This window comes from Streptomyces sp. NPDC006372, from assembly GCF_040612515.1.
Taxonomy (GTDB): Bacteria; Actinomycetota; Actinomycetes; order Streptomycetales; family Streptomycetaceae; genus Streptomyces.
Genome location: NZ_JBEXQJ010000009.1, coordinates 199239 through 212508, shown reverse-complemented (window position 1 = coordinate 212508; position 13270 = coordinate 199239). Strand labels below are relative to the sequence as shown.

The 13270-nt window shown below is 70.8% G+C and carries 12 protein-coding genes; 1 reads left to right on the top strand and 11 read right to left on the bottom strand.

Annotated elements, in window-relative coordinates:
- The first annotated feature begins 92 nt into the window (after positions 1 to 92).
- Positions 93 to 1589, top strand: a complete 1497-nt coding sequence (locus ABZ016_RS17410; RefSeq protein WP_356917480.1) for a cytochrome P450 — start codon at positions 93 to 95, stop codon at positions 1587 to 1589.
- Here the strand turns inward: ABZ016_RS17410 and ABZ016_RS17405 are convergent.
- The 11 genes from ABZ016_RS17405 to ABZ016_RS17355 all read right to left on the bottom strand — a co-directional run bounded on the left by ABZ016_RS17405 (position 1551) and on the right by ABZ016_RS17355 (position 13206).
- A complete protein-coding gene (locus ABZ016_RS17405) occupies positions 1551 to 2381 on the bottom strand; it encodes a pentapeptide repeat-containing protein (protein WP_356917479.1) in 831 nt (276 codons plus the stop codon). The genes ABZ016_RS17410 and ABZ016_RS17405 overlap by 39 nt on opposite strands.
- A gap of 25 nt (positions 2382 to 2406) precedes the next feature.
- Positions 2407 to 3354 (bottom strand): RNA polymerase sigma factor SigJ, encoded by a 948-nt coding sequence (gene sigJ, locus ABZ016_RS17400; RefSeq protein ID WP_356917478.1) that lies wholly within the window; start codon positions 3352 to 3354, stop codon positions 2407 to 2409.
- On the bottom strand, positions 3351 to 4085 hold the full coding sequence (locus tag ABZ016_RS17395; protein WP_356917477.1) for a PIG-L deacetylase family protein: 735 nt from the start codon (positions 4083 to 4085) through the stop codon (positions 3351 to 3353). Before ABZ016_RS17395 ends, sigJ begins: the two co-directional genes overlap by 4 nt.
- A gap of 79 nt (positions 4086 to 4164) precedes the next feature.
- Entirely contained in the window at positions 4165 to 5466 is a 1302-nt protein-coding gene (locus tag ABZ016_RS17390; protein ID WP_356917476.1) for an alpha/beta fold hydrolase, read from the bottom strand.
- A gap of 116 nt (positions 5467 to 5582) precedes the next feature.
- Positions 5583 to 6608, bottom strand: coding sequence for a LacI family DNA-binding transcriptional regulator (locus ABZ016_RS17385; protein ID WP_356917475.1), 1026 nt, complete (start codon positions 6606 to 6608; stop codon positions 5583 to 5585).
- Between the two features lie 87 nt (positions 6609 to 6695).
- Positions 6696 to 8120: a BNR repeat-containing protein gene (locus ABZ016_RS17380; RefSeq protein ID WP_356917474.1), complete on the bottom strand. Its 1425-nt coding sequence runs from the start codon at positions 8118 to 8120 to the stop codon at positions 6696 to 6698.
- A gap of 16 nt (positions 8121 to 8136) precedes the next feature.
- Positions 8137 to 8457 carry an L-rhamnose mutarotase gene (locus ABZ016_RS17375; protein ID WP_356917516.1) on the bottom strand — a complete coding sequence of 107 codons (321 nt, stop codon included), beginning with the start codon at positions 8455 to 8457 and terminating at the stop codon, positions 8137 to 8139.
- A 33-nt stretch (positions 8458 to 8490) separates the two neighbouring features.
- Entirely contained in the window at positions 8491 to 9576 is a 1086-nt protein-coding gene (rhaS, locus tag ABZ016_RS17370; RefSeq protein ID WP_356917473.1) for a rhamnose ABC transporter substrate-binding protein, read from the bottom strand.
- 108 nt (positions 9577 to 9684) lie between these two features.
- Positions 9685 to 10659: an ABC transporter permease gene (locus ABZ016_RS17365; RefSeq protein ID WP_356917472.1), complete on the bottom strand. Its 975-nt coding sequence runs from the start codon at positions 10657 to 10659 to the stop codon at positions 9685 to 9687.
- Positions 10652 to 11692: an ABC transporter permease gene (locus ABZ016_RS17360; protein ID WP_356917471.1), complete on the bottom strand. Its 1041-nt coding sequence runs from the start codon at positions 11690 to 11692 to the stop codon at positions 10652 to 10654. Before ABZ016_RS17360 ends, ABZ016_RS17365 begins: the two co-directional genes overlap by 8 nt.
- The gene (locus ABZ016_RS17355) at positions 11689 to 13206 is read right to left on the bottom strand and encodes a sugar ABC transporter ATP-binding protein (protein WP_356917470.1); all 1518 of its coding nucleotides are present in this window, start codon (positions 13204 to 13206) and stop codon (positions 11689 to 11691) included. Before ABZ016_RS17355 ends, ABZ016_RS17360 begins: the two co-directional genes overlap by 4 nt.
- Positions 13207 to 13270: the final 64 nt, after the last annotated feature.

Genomic DNA, 13270 nt, shown 5'->3' with positions numbered 1-13270 from the left:
CGCCGGTTCAACAACGGGACCAGACTGAGGCGCGCTATTGAACCCATGTACAACACGTGCGAACCCGCCGTTGGATCAAGGGAGATCGCGACATGACGGAGGCGCCGATACGAACCGGGGTGCCCAAGGGGTTCCGGAGCGCCGAGCTGGGCTGGCCGGAGCTGGACCGCATTCCGCATCCGCCGCACCGGATCCCGCTGCTCGGTGACGTGGTGGGCGTGAACCGGCGCACTCCCCTCCAGGACTCGCTGCGCTACGCCCGCCAACTGGGGCCGGTCTTCCGGCGGAAGGCCTTCGGCAAGGAGTTCGTGTTCGTGTGGGGCGCCCGGCACACGGCCGACCTCGCGGACGAGTCACGGTTCGCCAAACACGTGGGGCTCGGCATCGCCAACCTCCGGCCGGTCGTCGGGGACGGCCTGTTCACGGCGTACAACCACGAACCGAACTGGCAACTGGCGCACGACGTGCTGGCCCCGGGGTTCAGCCGCGAGGCCATGGCCGGCTACCACCCGATGATGCTGGACGTGGCCCGCAGGCTCACGGAGCACTGGGACCGGGCGGCGCGGGCGGGCCGGGCGGTGGACGTGCCCGGCGACATGACCAAGCTGACGCTGGAGACGATCGCCCGTACCGGCTTCGGCCACGACTTCGGGTCCTTCGAACGCGCCCGGCCGCACCCCTTCGTGACCGCGATGATCGGCACGCTGACCTATGCGCAGCGGCTCAACACGGTGCCCTTCCCGCTGGCTCCGCTGCTGCTGCGCAGCGCGACCCGGCGCAACGCGGAGGACATCGCCCACCTCAACCGCACGGTCGACGAACTGGTCCGGGCCCGGAGGGGCGACGGTGGCGGGCAGGGTGACCTGCTCGACCGGATGCTGGAGACGGTCCACCCCGTGACGGGGGAACGGCTGGCGCCGGAGAACGTCCGCCGTCAGGTCGTCACCTTCCTCGTCGCGGGCCACGAGACGACCTCGGGCGCGCTCTCCTTCGCCCTGCACTACCTCTCCCTTCACCCCGACGTCGCGGCCCGGGCCCGCGCCGAGGTGGACCGGGTGTGGGGAGACGCGGCGGAACCGGCCTACGAGCAGGTGGCCCGGCTGCGCTACGTCCGCCGGGTGCTGGACGAGTCGCTGCGGTTGTGGCCCACCGCGCCCGCCTTCGCCCGGGAGGCCCGCGAGGACACGGTCCTGGCCGGGGAGCACCCGATGCGGCGCGGGGCGTGGGCCCTGGTGCTGACGCCGATGCTGCACCGGGACCCCGAGGTGTGGGGCGCGGACGCCGAGCGGTTCGACCCGGACCGTTTCGAGGCTCAGGCCGTACGGTCCCGGGCCCCGCACACCTTCAAGCCGTTCGGGACCGGGGCGCGGGCCTGCATCGGGCGCCAGTTCGCCCTGCACGAGGCCACGCTGGTGCTCGGCCTGCTGCTGCGCCGCTACGAGCTGCGGCCCGACCCGGCCTACCGGCTGCGCGTGACGGAACGGCTGACGCTGATGCCGGAAGGGCTGCGGCTGCACCCGGAGCACCGGAGCCCGGTGCGGGAGCCGGCCTCAGGGCTTCCCTGTCCAGTGCCCGGGTCGGGTGACTGACTCCGGCAGCCGGGTCCCGGCACTCCCCCGGGCCGCGTTCAGCTGCGGCTGGGTGAGGAAGAACGCCCCGGTCAGGTCGGCGTCCGTGAGGTTCGCGTCGCGCAGGTCGGCACCGATCAGGTCCGCGCCCCGCAGATCGGCGCCGGTGAGGTCGGCGGCGATGAGGTAGGCACCGCGCAGATCGGCACCGCGCAGGTCGGCGCCCTTGAGGCGGGCGCCCATGAGGTCCGCGCCCCGGCGGTTCTTCTTCTTGCCGCCGACGCCGGCCCTGGCCAGCTCGCTCGTCCTCAGCAGCAGGACGTTGATCTCCTGGCGGTGCGCCGCCACGTCCAGCTCGGCGAGTTCCTCGGGGGTGCGGCCGGTGAGTTCCTCGGTCTTCTCCAGGGCCGCGCGCAGATCGGTGCGGAGGGGCCGGGCGGCGGGCAGGGCGAGCGCCTCGGTGAGGTACCACAACAGCTCGTGCAGCTGCCGGACGACCGGGAACACGTCGAACATGCGGCGGGCGTGCTCCGGCGGCCCCGACCGCCAGTCCTGGCCACCGAAGGTGATCTGCGAGACCTGCTGTCCGGCCCCGAAGCAGTCGTAGACCGTGCAGCCGGTGAACCCTTTCTGCCGGAGTCTGGCGTGGATGCCGCAGCGGTGGTCTCCCTGGAGGTTGCGGCAGGGAGTGCCGGCGTCCTTGTCGACCGCGAAGTCGGCCGACCGCGCGAAGGGCAGGGCGACACAGCACAGCCCGAAGCACCGCTCGCAGTCACCGCGCAGTTCCGTTCGCACGGCTGTTTGATCTCGCATGGCGTTCAGCATACGGAACGAGAACTCACCGACACGTCTCCGGCCCGGTCGGGCCGGGCGCCGCCAGGCGCTCCAGCCGCTCCGGGTCGGCCAGGATGTACATGCCGGTGATCCGGCCGTCGGTGATCGTGACCGCCATGACCGACTGGACGCGTCCCTCTGGCGCGTTGACCATACCCACGGTGCCGTTGACCAGCACCAGCTCCGCGGACCGCGCGAACCGGGCGAACAGGAGTGCCTGCTCCGCCACGGCCTTCGCACCCTGGACGACCTTGGACACGGCGGCGCCCCGCACCAGTTCGCCCGAGTCGGCGCGCAGCACCACGTCCGGGTGCAGGAGCGCGAGCAGGGCCTCGAAGTCACCGCCGCGCGAGGCGGCCAGGAAGGCGTCGAGCACCTCTTTCTGCCGGCCGAGATCCGGCTCCGTCGACGGGGTGGCGCCGCGCACCCGCCGCCGGGCGCGGCTCGCCAGCTGCCGGGTCGCGGCCGGGCTGCGCTCCACGATGGGCGCGATGTCGTCGAACGGCACGGCGAACATGTCGTGCAGCACGAACGTGAGCCGCTCGTCGGGCGTCAGGTTCTCCAGCACGACCAGCAGGGCCAGGCCCACCGAGTCGGCCTGGAGCACCTCCTCCGCCGGGTCGAGGTGGGACAGCGGCCTGAGGACCGGGTCGGGGACGAAGGCGTCATAGGTGTCGTGGGTGCCGCCCACCGGCTCCTCGCGGCGCGCGGTGCGGGAGCGCAGCAGGTCCAGGCAGACGCGGCCGGTCACGGTGGTCAGCCAGCCGCCCAGGTTCTGGATGCCGGACGGGTCCGTGCGGCTCAGCCGCAGCCAGGCCTCCTGGACGGCGTCCTCCGCCTCGGTCAGCGAACCGAGCATCCGGTAGGCCACCGCCTTCAGGTGCCCGCGGTGCTCCTCGAACCGCTCGGCCAGTTCCTCGCTGCCGCTGCCTGTCATGGTCTCCCCCGTCATCTGCTGAACAGTTCGAACGCCACCGCGGGCCTGCCCCCGAAGCGCTTCCCCGTGGTCTCGGCGTGCTGGGTCAGGAAGCCGCGGACGTAGGTCTCCGGGTCCTTGTCGGTCAACACCTCGATGTAAGTGCGGTGTTCCAGCAGGGACCGCACCGCGCGCTCCATTCCGGCCGTGGCGTCGACGGCGTGGGTGGGAGTGCTGGAACCGGCGACGGCGACCCAGCGCACCCCGTCCCAGGGTTCGAGACCCTGCTCGACGAGCTCCCGGAAGATCCACCGGTTGCCGGCGTCGCCGGCCGCGTCGAGCGTGGCGCGGCCGACGGCCACGTGGTCCGGGGTGTTCCAGGCGACGCCGCCCCAGGTGTCCCGGTGGTTGAGCGTGATGACCAGCTCGGGCCGGTGCCGGCGGATCGCTGCGGCGATGTCGCGGCGCAGGGCGGTGCCGTACTCGATGACGCCGTCCCGGTGGTCGAGGAACTCCACCTCGGACACGCCGACCACGGCCGCGCTCGCCCGCTGTTCCCGTTCCCGCAGGGGGCCGCACTCCTCCGGCGCCAGCGTGTCGATGCCCGCCTCGCCCCGGGTCGCCAGCACGTAGGCGACCTCGCGGCCCTCGTCGGTCCAGGCCGCGATCGCCGCCGAGCAGCCGTACTCGAGGTCGTCCGGGTGGGCCACGACCGCGAGGGCACGCCGCCAGTCGCCGGGCATGGGCTGGAGCTGAGTGGTGGTCATGTCCGCAGACTAGTCCGCGCCACGGACAGCACGCCCCGTCGGCGCGGCCTCACTCCTCGCGGCCTCGCTCCTCGCGTCCTCACTCCTCGTTCCGCGTCAGCGCCAGCAGCCGGTCCAGGACCCGCGGGCCGCCGGTGCGCACACCGTCGTGCTCGAACTCGTCCGTGACCCAGGTGCGCAGGCCGCGGATCGTGCGGGCGGTGCGCAGGGAGTGGGCCGTGTCGACGTACATGTCGTCGTGGTAGACGGCGGCGGCGACCGGCACCGTGTTGGCGGCGAGACGGGTCCGGTCGTACAGGGGGGCCCAGTCGGTGCGGGCGGCGAGCAGATCGGCGGTCTCGCGCAGGGGACGCAGGGCCGGGTCGCAGTCGAACATCCAGGGGTGGATCGACTCGCCGGTGAACAGCAGCGGCTCGTCTCCCGCGAGGGCCTTGGCGGCGTCGAACTGCGGGAACTCGGCCCGGACCCGCTCGGCCGACCAGGCGGTGGGCCGGGCGTCCTGGCCGTAGATCGACTCGTGGACGAGCGCGTACAGCGGGTGGCGGGCGTAGGACAGCAGGGACTGCGCCTGCTCCTGGAACGCGTCGGAGAGGGTGGAGCCGCTCGGGGTGCGGACGAAGGCGTCCTCGATGAGGTAGTGGAGGCGGTGGCTGCCGTCACCGGTGCCGAGGACGATGCCGAGGGACTGGAAGGCCTCGACGGTCAGCCGGTAGCCGTTCGGCAGGACCACCTCGTGCGTCAGCAGGTGGTCGGCGATACGGCGGGCCCGCTCGACGTCCTGCGGGTAGCGGGCGTAGTGGGCGGTGACCTTGCGTTCGACGCGCGGGAAGGCGGCCCGGTAGACGTCGTCGGCGTGGGCGTCCAGGGCGGGCAGTCCGCCGGTGATCACGGCGGTGGCCAGTCCCTCGGGCGCGAGGGACAGGTAGGTGGTCAGGCAGAAACCGCCGAAGCTCTGGCCGAGGACGGTCCAGGGGGCGCCGCCGGTGACCTCCGCGCGCACGGCCTCGCAGTCGCGCACGATCGAGTCGGCGCGGAAGCGGGTGAGGTACTCGGCCTGTTCGGCGGGGCCGCCGCGCAGCGGGAGCGTCTGCCGGTTGGCGGGCGTGCTGTGGCCGGTGCCGCGCTGGTCGAGGAGCAGGACGCGGTACTCCTTCAGCGCGCGGCCGAGCCAGCCGGGCCTGCCGACGGAGCGGTCCGCGCCGAAGCCGGGACCGCCCTGGAGGTAGAGAAGCCACGGCAGGTCCTGGTGCGCCTTGTCGCTCGCGACCACCTCACGGGCGTACAGCTCGATCGTCTCGCCCCCGGGGTGGTCGTGGTCGAGCGGGACGGTGAAGCGACGGTCGGTGAGGACGACTCCGGGCTGGCGGTAGCTGACGGTCAACAGGGCTCCCGGGACGGACGGATTTTCGGACCGCGTCCCAGTTCATCACAGGGAACGTCCGCGGGTGACCGCTTCGGATCATGAAATCTTCCTGAATGGCGGTTCAGGTGCCGGGCTCAGCGCGCGGACAGGCTGGAGCGGCGGACCACCAGCTCCGGCTGGAGGACGACCCTGCGATGCTCGTGCGGCCGCACCGCGCCCTCGGCCTCCGTCTCCTCCAGGAGCAGGTCGGCCGCCATGGCGCCCATGGTGACTGCGGGCTGCCGCACCGAGGTGAGCGGGACGGCCGCGGCCGCCGCGAACTCGATGTCGTCGTAGCCGACGATGGCCAGGTCGTCGGGGACGCGGACACCGGCCGCGTACATGGCCTGGAGGACTCCGAGTGCGAGCAGGTCGTTGGCACAGAACACGGCGGTCGGCCGGTCGGCGAGCCCGAGGAGCCGGGCTCCGGCGTCGCGCCCGGCGGCGACGTCCAGCCGTTCGGTGGGCAGCTCGCGCAGCGCGTCGGGCGCGAGCCCGGCCTCGGTGAGCGCTTCGAGGGCGCCGGTGCGCCGGTCGCGGACCTGGTTGAGGCCGGGCGGGCCGCTGACGTAGGCGAGGGAGCGGTGCCCGGCGTCGACGAGGTGGCGTACGGCCAGGGCGCCGCCCGCGACGTCGTCGACGGAGACCGAGCACTCGGTGGTGCCCTCGGCGACCCGGTCCACCAGGACGAACGGGATGCCGTGGCGGCGGAACGCCTCGATGTTGCGGCCCGTCGCGTCGGCCGGGGTGAGCAGCACGCCGCGCACCCGCTGCTCGGCGAAGAGCGACAGGTACTCGGCCTCCTCGCCCGGGTTCTGTGCGCTGTTGCAGACCATCACACCGAGTCCGGCCTGGCGTGCGGCGCGTTCGGCGCCCCGTGCCACGTCGACGAAGAAGGGGTTGCCCATGTCGAGGACGAGCAGCCCCATGATCCGGCTGCGGCCCGCGCGCAGTTGGCGCGCGGACTCGCTGCGGACGTAGCCGAGCCGGTCTATCGCGGACAGCACGCGGGCCCGGGTCTCGGTGGCGACCGTGTCCGGGCGGTTGATCACGTTGGAGACCGTGCCGACGGAGACTCCGGCGGCACGGGCGACGTCCTTGATACCCACCGACTGGGCCATCGGGCAGGGACCTCCAGGGGGAGACGAGGGGGCGGCGGCCGGAGCGGCTTCACATTACCGGCATGCCGCCCCGGCGACCGGATCCGGTCAGGCGGGCAGGCGGAAGTCGATCACGTGGAGGGCCGAGGGTGTCGTGCCGCTGGACTTCTCCTGGTACATGAAGGACAGCACCCCGTCCTGGGCGACCCGCGTCTCGTCGATGACGACCTCGCCGAAGGCGTTCAGACCGCTGCCGTCGAAGAGGATCTTCCAGTCCGTGTACCCGGAGGCGGCGGAGGCCCCGGCGATCCTGCCGAACGGGAAGATCGCGTAGGCGTTGTCGTACTTGTCCAGGATCAGCTTGGTGCGCTGGCTGGAGTTCAGCGGGACCGGGATCTCGGTCTTCTGCCAGCTGCCGGAGGCGTTCTTCCGGACGTGGAAGGCGCGCCCGTGGGCGGTGCGGTCGGCGACGTAGTTCGTGGTGCACTGCCCGAAGCGGCCCGGGACGTAGGAGATGATCGCGTGCGGTCGCCCCGCGGAGTCCGTGAACTGGCTCTCCTGGTTCATCAGGGAGTGGTCCGGGTTGAGCGGGTCCACCACCAGCCCGGCGTCGGTCACGGACACCTTGTCGGTGCCGCCGGTGACACCGACGACGGTACCGGCGTTGTTGCGCCAGGTGCGGCCCCGGTCGTCGGAGTAGACGTAGCCGGTGTCGTGGTTGGTGATGCCGCCGCCGTTGCACATCACGGCACCGTTCTGCTCACGCCAGGTGAAGAAGGAGTGCAGCCGGCCGTTCCGGTCGTAGTCGATGCCGTGCAGGTACATGTTGCGGGCGGTCGACGAGCCGTGCTCACTCGTGTAGGTACCCGTCGAGCCGGACCACTCGCCGAGGTCGGTCCACTTGGCGCCGTCGTACTCGGCGAGCGCGTTGCGCCCGTTGCCGGAGACGGCGACGCGGTAGCTCAGCTGGAGCTTTCCGTCCGGGGTGGAGACGAACTGCGGGTAGGTGAACTGCGAGGTCGGCGCCAGCCCGTCCAGGGTCGGCTGCGGCGCGCCGAAGCGGCTCGCGGTCCAGCTCAGCCCGCCGGGGTTGTCCATCAGTCCGGCGACCGACTTGACGTAGGTGAAACCGTCGCTGTGGGAGTCCATGTTGAGGTGCAGACGGCCGTCGACCTTGGAGACGCCCATGGAGATGACGTTGTGGGAGTCATCGGCCTTGAGGGTGTGGCCGACCTTGACGGTGGACCAGGTGGCCGAGCCGAGGGGGCGGCGGCCGACGACGGCGTTCCGGTCGGCGGTGTACCAGACGGCGTACTGGTAGCCCTTGTAGGTCAGCAGGCCGTTCTTCTGAAACGCGTTGTTGTTGACCAGGCCGTCGTAGGACACGAAGAAGATCGCCTGGCCGTCGAGGGTGGTGGTGCCGGTCCGGGTGACGGAGGGGCCGGGGCCGGCGGCCCGCGCGGTGCCGGAGGCGAGGGCGGGGGTCACCACGGCACCGGCCAGGGCGGCGGCCAGCAACGTACGTCTGTGCATCTCGTGGACTCCATCGTCATGCGAGGTGGAACACTTCCGTGAGCGGTTTCATGGCCTCGTCGGGCCGGGCGCCGTCCAGTGACTCGAAGAACGGCGCCATCTCCGCCTGCCAGCGGGCGTTGACGTCGGTGGCTTCCATTCCGGCCAGGGCGGCGTCGAAGTCCTCGGTCTCGAGGTAGCCGACGAGCAGTCCGTCCTCGCGCAGGAAGAGCGAGTAGTTGTGCCAGCCGGTGTCCGAGAGCGCCTGCCGCATCTCGGGCCACACGGTGGCGTGCCGCTCACGGTACTCGTCGAGGCGGTCCGCCCTGACCTTCAGCAGGAAGCACACGCGCTGCATCAACACCCCTTGTCCTTGATCGGGATCCGGTGATCAGAAGTTGAACTGGTCGATGTTCTTGGCGTCGAAGACGGTCGGCTTGCCGAGGCTGATCACGCCGTCCTTGCCGATGGTGTACTCGCCCATGGACCCGGCCTTGAAGGTCTCGCCCTCCTTGCCGGTGATCTGCCCGGACGACAGCGCGACCGCCGTCCGCGCGGCCAGCTCGCCGAGCTTCGCCGGGTCCCACAGCTCGAACGCCTCGACGGTGCCGTTCTTGACGTACTTGCGCATGTCGTTGGGGGTGCCGAGGCCTGTCAGCTTGACCTTGCCCTTGTACTTCGAACCGGACAGGTACTGGGCGGCGGCCTTGATGCCGACGGTGGTCGGGGAGATGATCCCCTTCAGGTTCGGGTACTCCTGGAGCAGGCCCTGGGTCTGCTGGAACGACTGCTGGGCGTCGTCGTTGCCGTACGCGGTCTTGACCAGCTTCATGTTCTTGTACTCGGGCTTCTTCAGCTCGTCCTTCATGAAGTCGATCCAGGTGTTCTGGTTCGTCGCGGTCTGCGCGGCGGACAGGATCGCGATCTCGCCCTTGTAGTCGATCTGCTTGGCGAGCAGCTGCACCTCGGTGCGGCCCAGGTCCTCGGCGGAGGCCTGCGAGACGAAGGCGTTGCGGCAGCCGGCCGTGGTGTCGGAGTCGTAGGTGACGACCTTGATGCCGTTTTTCATGGCCTGCTTCAGCGCGGTGCACAGCGCGCCCGGGTCCTGTGCGGAGACGGCCATCGCGTCGACCTGCTGCTGCGTGAGCGTGTTGACGTACGAAACCTGCCCGGCGGTGTCGGTCGCGCTGGACGGCCCGACCTCCTTGTAGCTGGAGCCGAGCTCCTTCAGCGCCTTCTCACCACCCTTGTCGGCGCTGGTGAAGTAGGGGTTGTTGACCTGCTTGGGCAGGAACCCGACGGTGAGCCCCTTCTTCAGCTCGGCGTTGGGGTCGGCCTTGCCGGCGGTGGCGGCGGAACCGCCCTCGTTCGCGACGTCCTTCTTGGTGGTCCCACCACCGCAGGCGGTGAGGGCCAGGGCGAGGGAGGTGGCGGTGGCGAGCGCCGCGCAGCTGCGGCGGAGGGTTGACTTACGCATGACGGTTTCCTTTGACGAAGTTGAGTGAGACGCGCCTGCTTTCAGGGGCGCGGGGCTGTATCAATTTGCGGCTCCGCCGCGTGGGCGCGACCAGCCACGAACAACCGGTCAGCCGGACGATTGAGCACGCACAACGGCGATCTGCCGCGCGACCCGCGGCCCGAGAACAGAAAGCACGAGCAACACACCGGTCACCACGATCTGCGACTGCGCGGAAACGTCCTGGAGGCTCATCACGTTCTGCAGCGCCCCGAGCAGAAACACCCCGGCGATCGCCCCGCCCAAGGTGCCCTTGCCACCGTCGAAGTCGATCCCACCGAGCAACACCGCGGCCACAACGGACAGTTCAAGCCCCGTCGCGTTGTCATACCGCGCACTCGCGTAGTGCAGCGCCCAGAAGACCCCGGTCAGCGAAGCCATCAACCCCGTCACCGTGAACAGGATCAGCTTCTGCCGCTTCACCCGGATCCCGGCGAACCGCGCCGCCTCCTCACTCGCGCCGATCGCGAACAGCGACCGCCCGAACGGCGTGGCGTGCAGCGCGACCACCGCGATGGCGAGCAGCACCACGAACGGCAGGAAGGCGTACGGAATGAAGGTGTCTCCGAGACGCCCGGCCGCGAAGTCCAGGTACTGCGAGGGAAAGTCGGTCACCGCGTCGGAGCCGAGCACGATCTGCGCGACACCCCGGTAGGCGGCGAGCGTGCCGATCGTGACGGCGAGCGACGGCAGCCCCAGCCTGGTCACCAGCAGCCCGTTGACCAGCCCGCACACCACACCCAGCAGCAGACAGATCGGGATGATCGTCTCGATGGCCATGCCCTGGTTCCACAGGGCGCCCATCACCGCACCCGACAGACCCGCCGTCGAGGCGACCGACAGATCGATCTCCCCGGAGACCACCAGCAGCGTCATCGGCAGCGCGATCAGCGCGATCGGCAGCGTGTTGCCGATCAGGAAGGACAGGTTGAGCGCGTTGCCGAACCCGTCGACGAAGCCGAAGGAGAACAGCAGGACGACGACGAGGAGGGCGCCGACCACCGTGTCCCAGCGGACCGCTCGGCTCAGGGAGATGTCAGCCATGGCGGGCGTTCCTCTTCTTCAGGGCGGATGCCACGCGCAGCGCGACGACCCGGTCGACCGCGATGGCGAGGATGAGCAGGATGCCGTTGATGGCGAGCACCCAGACGGAGCTGACGCCGAGGGCGGGCAGCACACTGTTGATGGAGGTCAGCAGCAGCGCTCCGAGCGCCGCGCCGTAGACGCTGCCGGAGCCGCCGGTGAAGACGACACCGCCGACCACTACCGCGCTGACGACGGTGAGTTCGTAGCCGTTTCCGGTGCCGGAGTCGACGTTGCCGAAGCGGGCGAGGTACATCGCGCCGGCGAGTCCGGCGAGGGCGCCGCAGAAGGTGTACGCGGCGAGGATGCGCTTGCGGACGGGGATGCCGGCCAGGCGGGCGGCCTCCGGGTTGGAGCCGAGGGCGTAGAGCTCGCGGCCGCTGACGAAGTGCTTGAGGCAGTAGGCGGTGGCGATGAGGACGGCCAGCGCGATCAGGGCGAGGTACGGCACCGCCGAGACGCCCCCGGAGCCGAAGTCGACGAAGCCGCCCGGCAGATCGGCCGCCGTGATCTGCCGGGAGCCCACCCAGATGGAGTCGATGCCGCGGATGATGTAGAGCGTGCCGAGGGTGACGACGAGCGCGGGCACCTGGCCGAGGCTGACGAGCAGTCCGTTGAGCAGGCCGAACCCGATGCCGAGCAGCACGGCCAGCGCGATCGCCAGGACCGGGTTGCCACCGCCCTGGAGATACGTTCCGGCGGCGAAGGCGCTGATGCCGAGCGTGGATCCGACGGACAGGTCGACGTTGCGGGTGATGACGACGAGGGACTGGCCGGTGGCGACCAGCACCAGGATCGTCGCGTTGAGCAGCAGGTCCTTGATGCCCTGTTCGGACAGGAACTCGCTGTTGCCGGCCTGGGTGACGGCGATCATCACCAGGAAGACGACCAGGATGGCGAGTTCACGCATCTTGAAGACGCGGTCGACCAGCCGGGTGCCGCTCGACTTGGGCACGTCGGCCACGGGGGCCTCTTGCGGGGTGACGACCGTCATGCGGCGGCCCTCCCGGTGGCTGCGGCCATCACGGTTTCCTCGGTGGCGTCGGAGCGCGGGATCTCGGCGGTGAGGCGGCCCTCGTGCATCACCAGCACGCGGTCGGCCATGCCGAGGATCTCGGGCAGGTCGGAGGAGATCATCAGGACGGCCACGCCGTCGGCGGCCAGCTGGGACAGCAGCCGGTGCACCTCGGCCTTGGTGCCGACGTCGATGCCCCGGGTGGGCTCGTCGACGATCAGCACCCTGGGGCCGGTGGCGAGCCACTTGGCGAGCACGACCTTCTGCTGGTTGCCGCCGGACAGCGTGTTGACGGTGTCGGCGATCCGGGCGTACTTGACCTGGAGCTTCACGGCCCAGTCGAGGGAGCGGCTCCGCTCGGCGCCGCGGTCCATCAGGCCCGCCTTCACGGTGGTGCGCAGCCCGGTGAGCCCGATGTTCCGCTCGATGGACATGTCCATCACCAGGCCCTGGGCGCGCCGGTCCTCGGGGACCAGGGCGAGCCCGGCCGCCATGGCCGTCGAGGGGGCGCCGTTGGTCAGTTTCCGTCCGTCGACCTCGACCTCGCCGGCGTCCCAGCGGTCGATGCCGAACACGGCCCGGGCGACCTCCGTGCGCCCGGCGCCGACGAGTCCCGCGAGGCCGACGATCTCACCGTGCCGTACCTCGAAGGAGACGTCGGTGAAGACGCCCTCGCGGGTCAGCCGGCGCACGCTCAGTGCGGTCTCGCCCGGCCGCACGTCCTGCTTGGGGTAGAGCTCGTCGAGGTCGCGGCCGACCATGCGGCGCACCAGGTCGTCCTCGGTCATGCCGTCCAGCGGTTCGCTGCCGACCCGGGCTCCGTCGCGCAGGGTGGTGACCCGCCCGCAGATCTCGAAGATCTCCTCCAGCCGGTGGGAGATGAACAGCACCGCGGCGCCCTGTTCGCGCAGGGTGCGTACGACGCCGAAGAGGCGGGCGACCTCGCTGCCGGTGAGCGCGGCGGTCGGCTCGTCCATGATCAGGACGCGGGCGTCGAAGGAGAGGGCCTTGGCGATCTCGACGATCTGCTGGTCGGCGATGGACAGACCGCGGGCGGGCCGGTCGGGGTCGAGTTCGACGCCGAGACGCTTCATGAGGGCGGCGGTCGCGTTGTGCGTGGCCTTGTGGTCGATCCGGCCGAGGGCGCGGCGCGGCTGGCGGCCCATGTAGATGTTCTCGGCGATCGACAGGTCGGGGAAGAGCGTGGGTTCCTGGTAGATGACGGCGATGCCGGCGTCGCGGGCGTCACCCGGACCGTGGAAGGTGACGGGCGCACCGTCGAGCAGCACCTGGCCGGCGTCCGGCCGGTGCACCCCGGCGAGCGTCTTGATGAGGGTGGACTTGCCGGCGCCGTTCTCACCGGCGAGGGCATGCACCTCCCCGGGGAACAGCTCCAGGGAGACGTCCCGTAGTGCGCGGACCGCGCCGAAGGACTTGGAGACGTCCCTCAGTGCCAGAACCGGGGCCGGACCCGTGGTGGACGGGTGGGTCATGGGGGCTCCTCGACGACGCCGGCGGGACGGCCCTTTCGGCGTCGTGAAAGGTTTCAACTGGGTT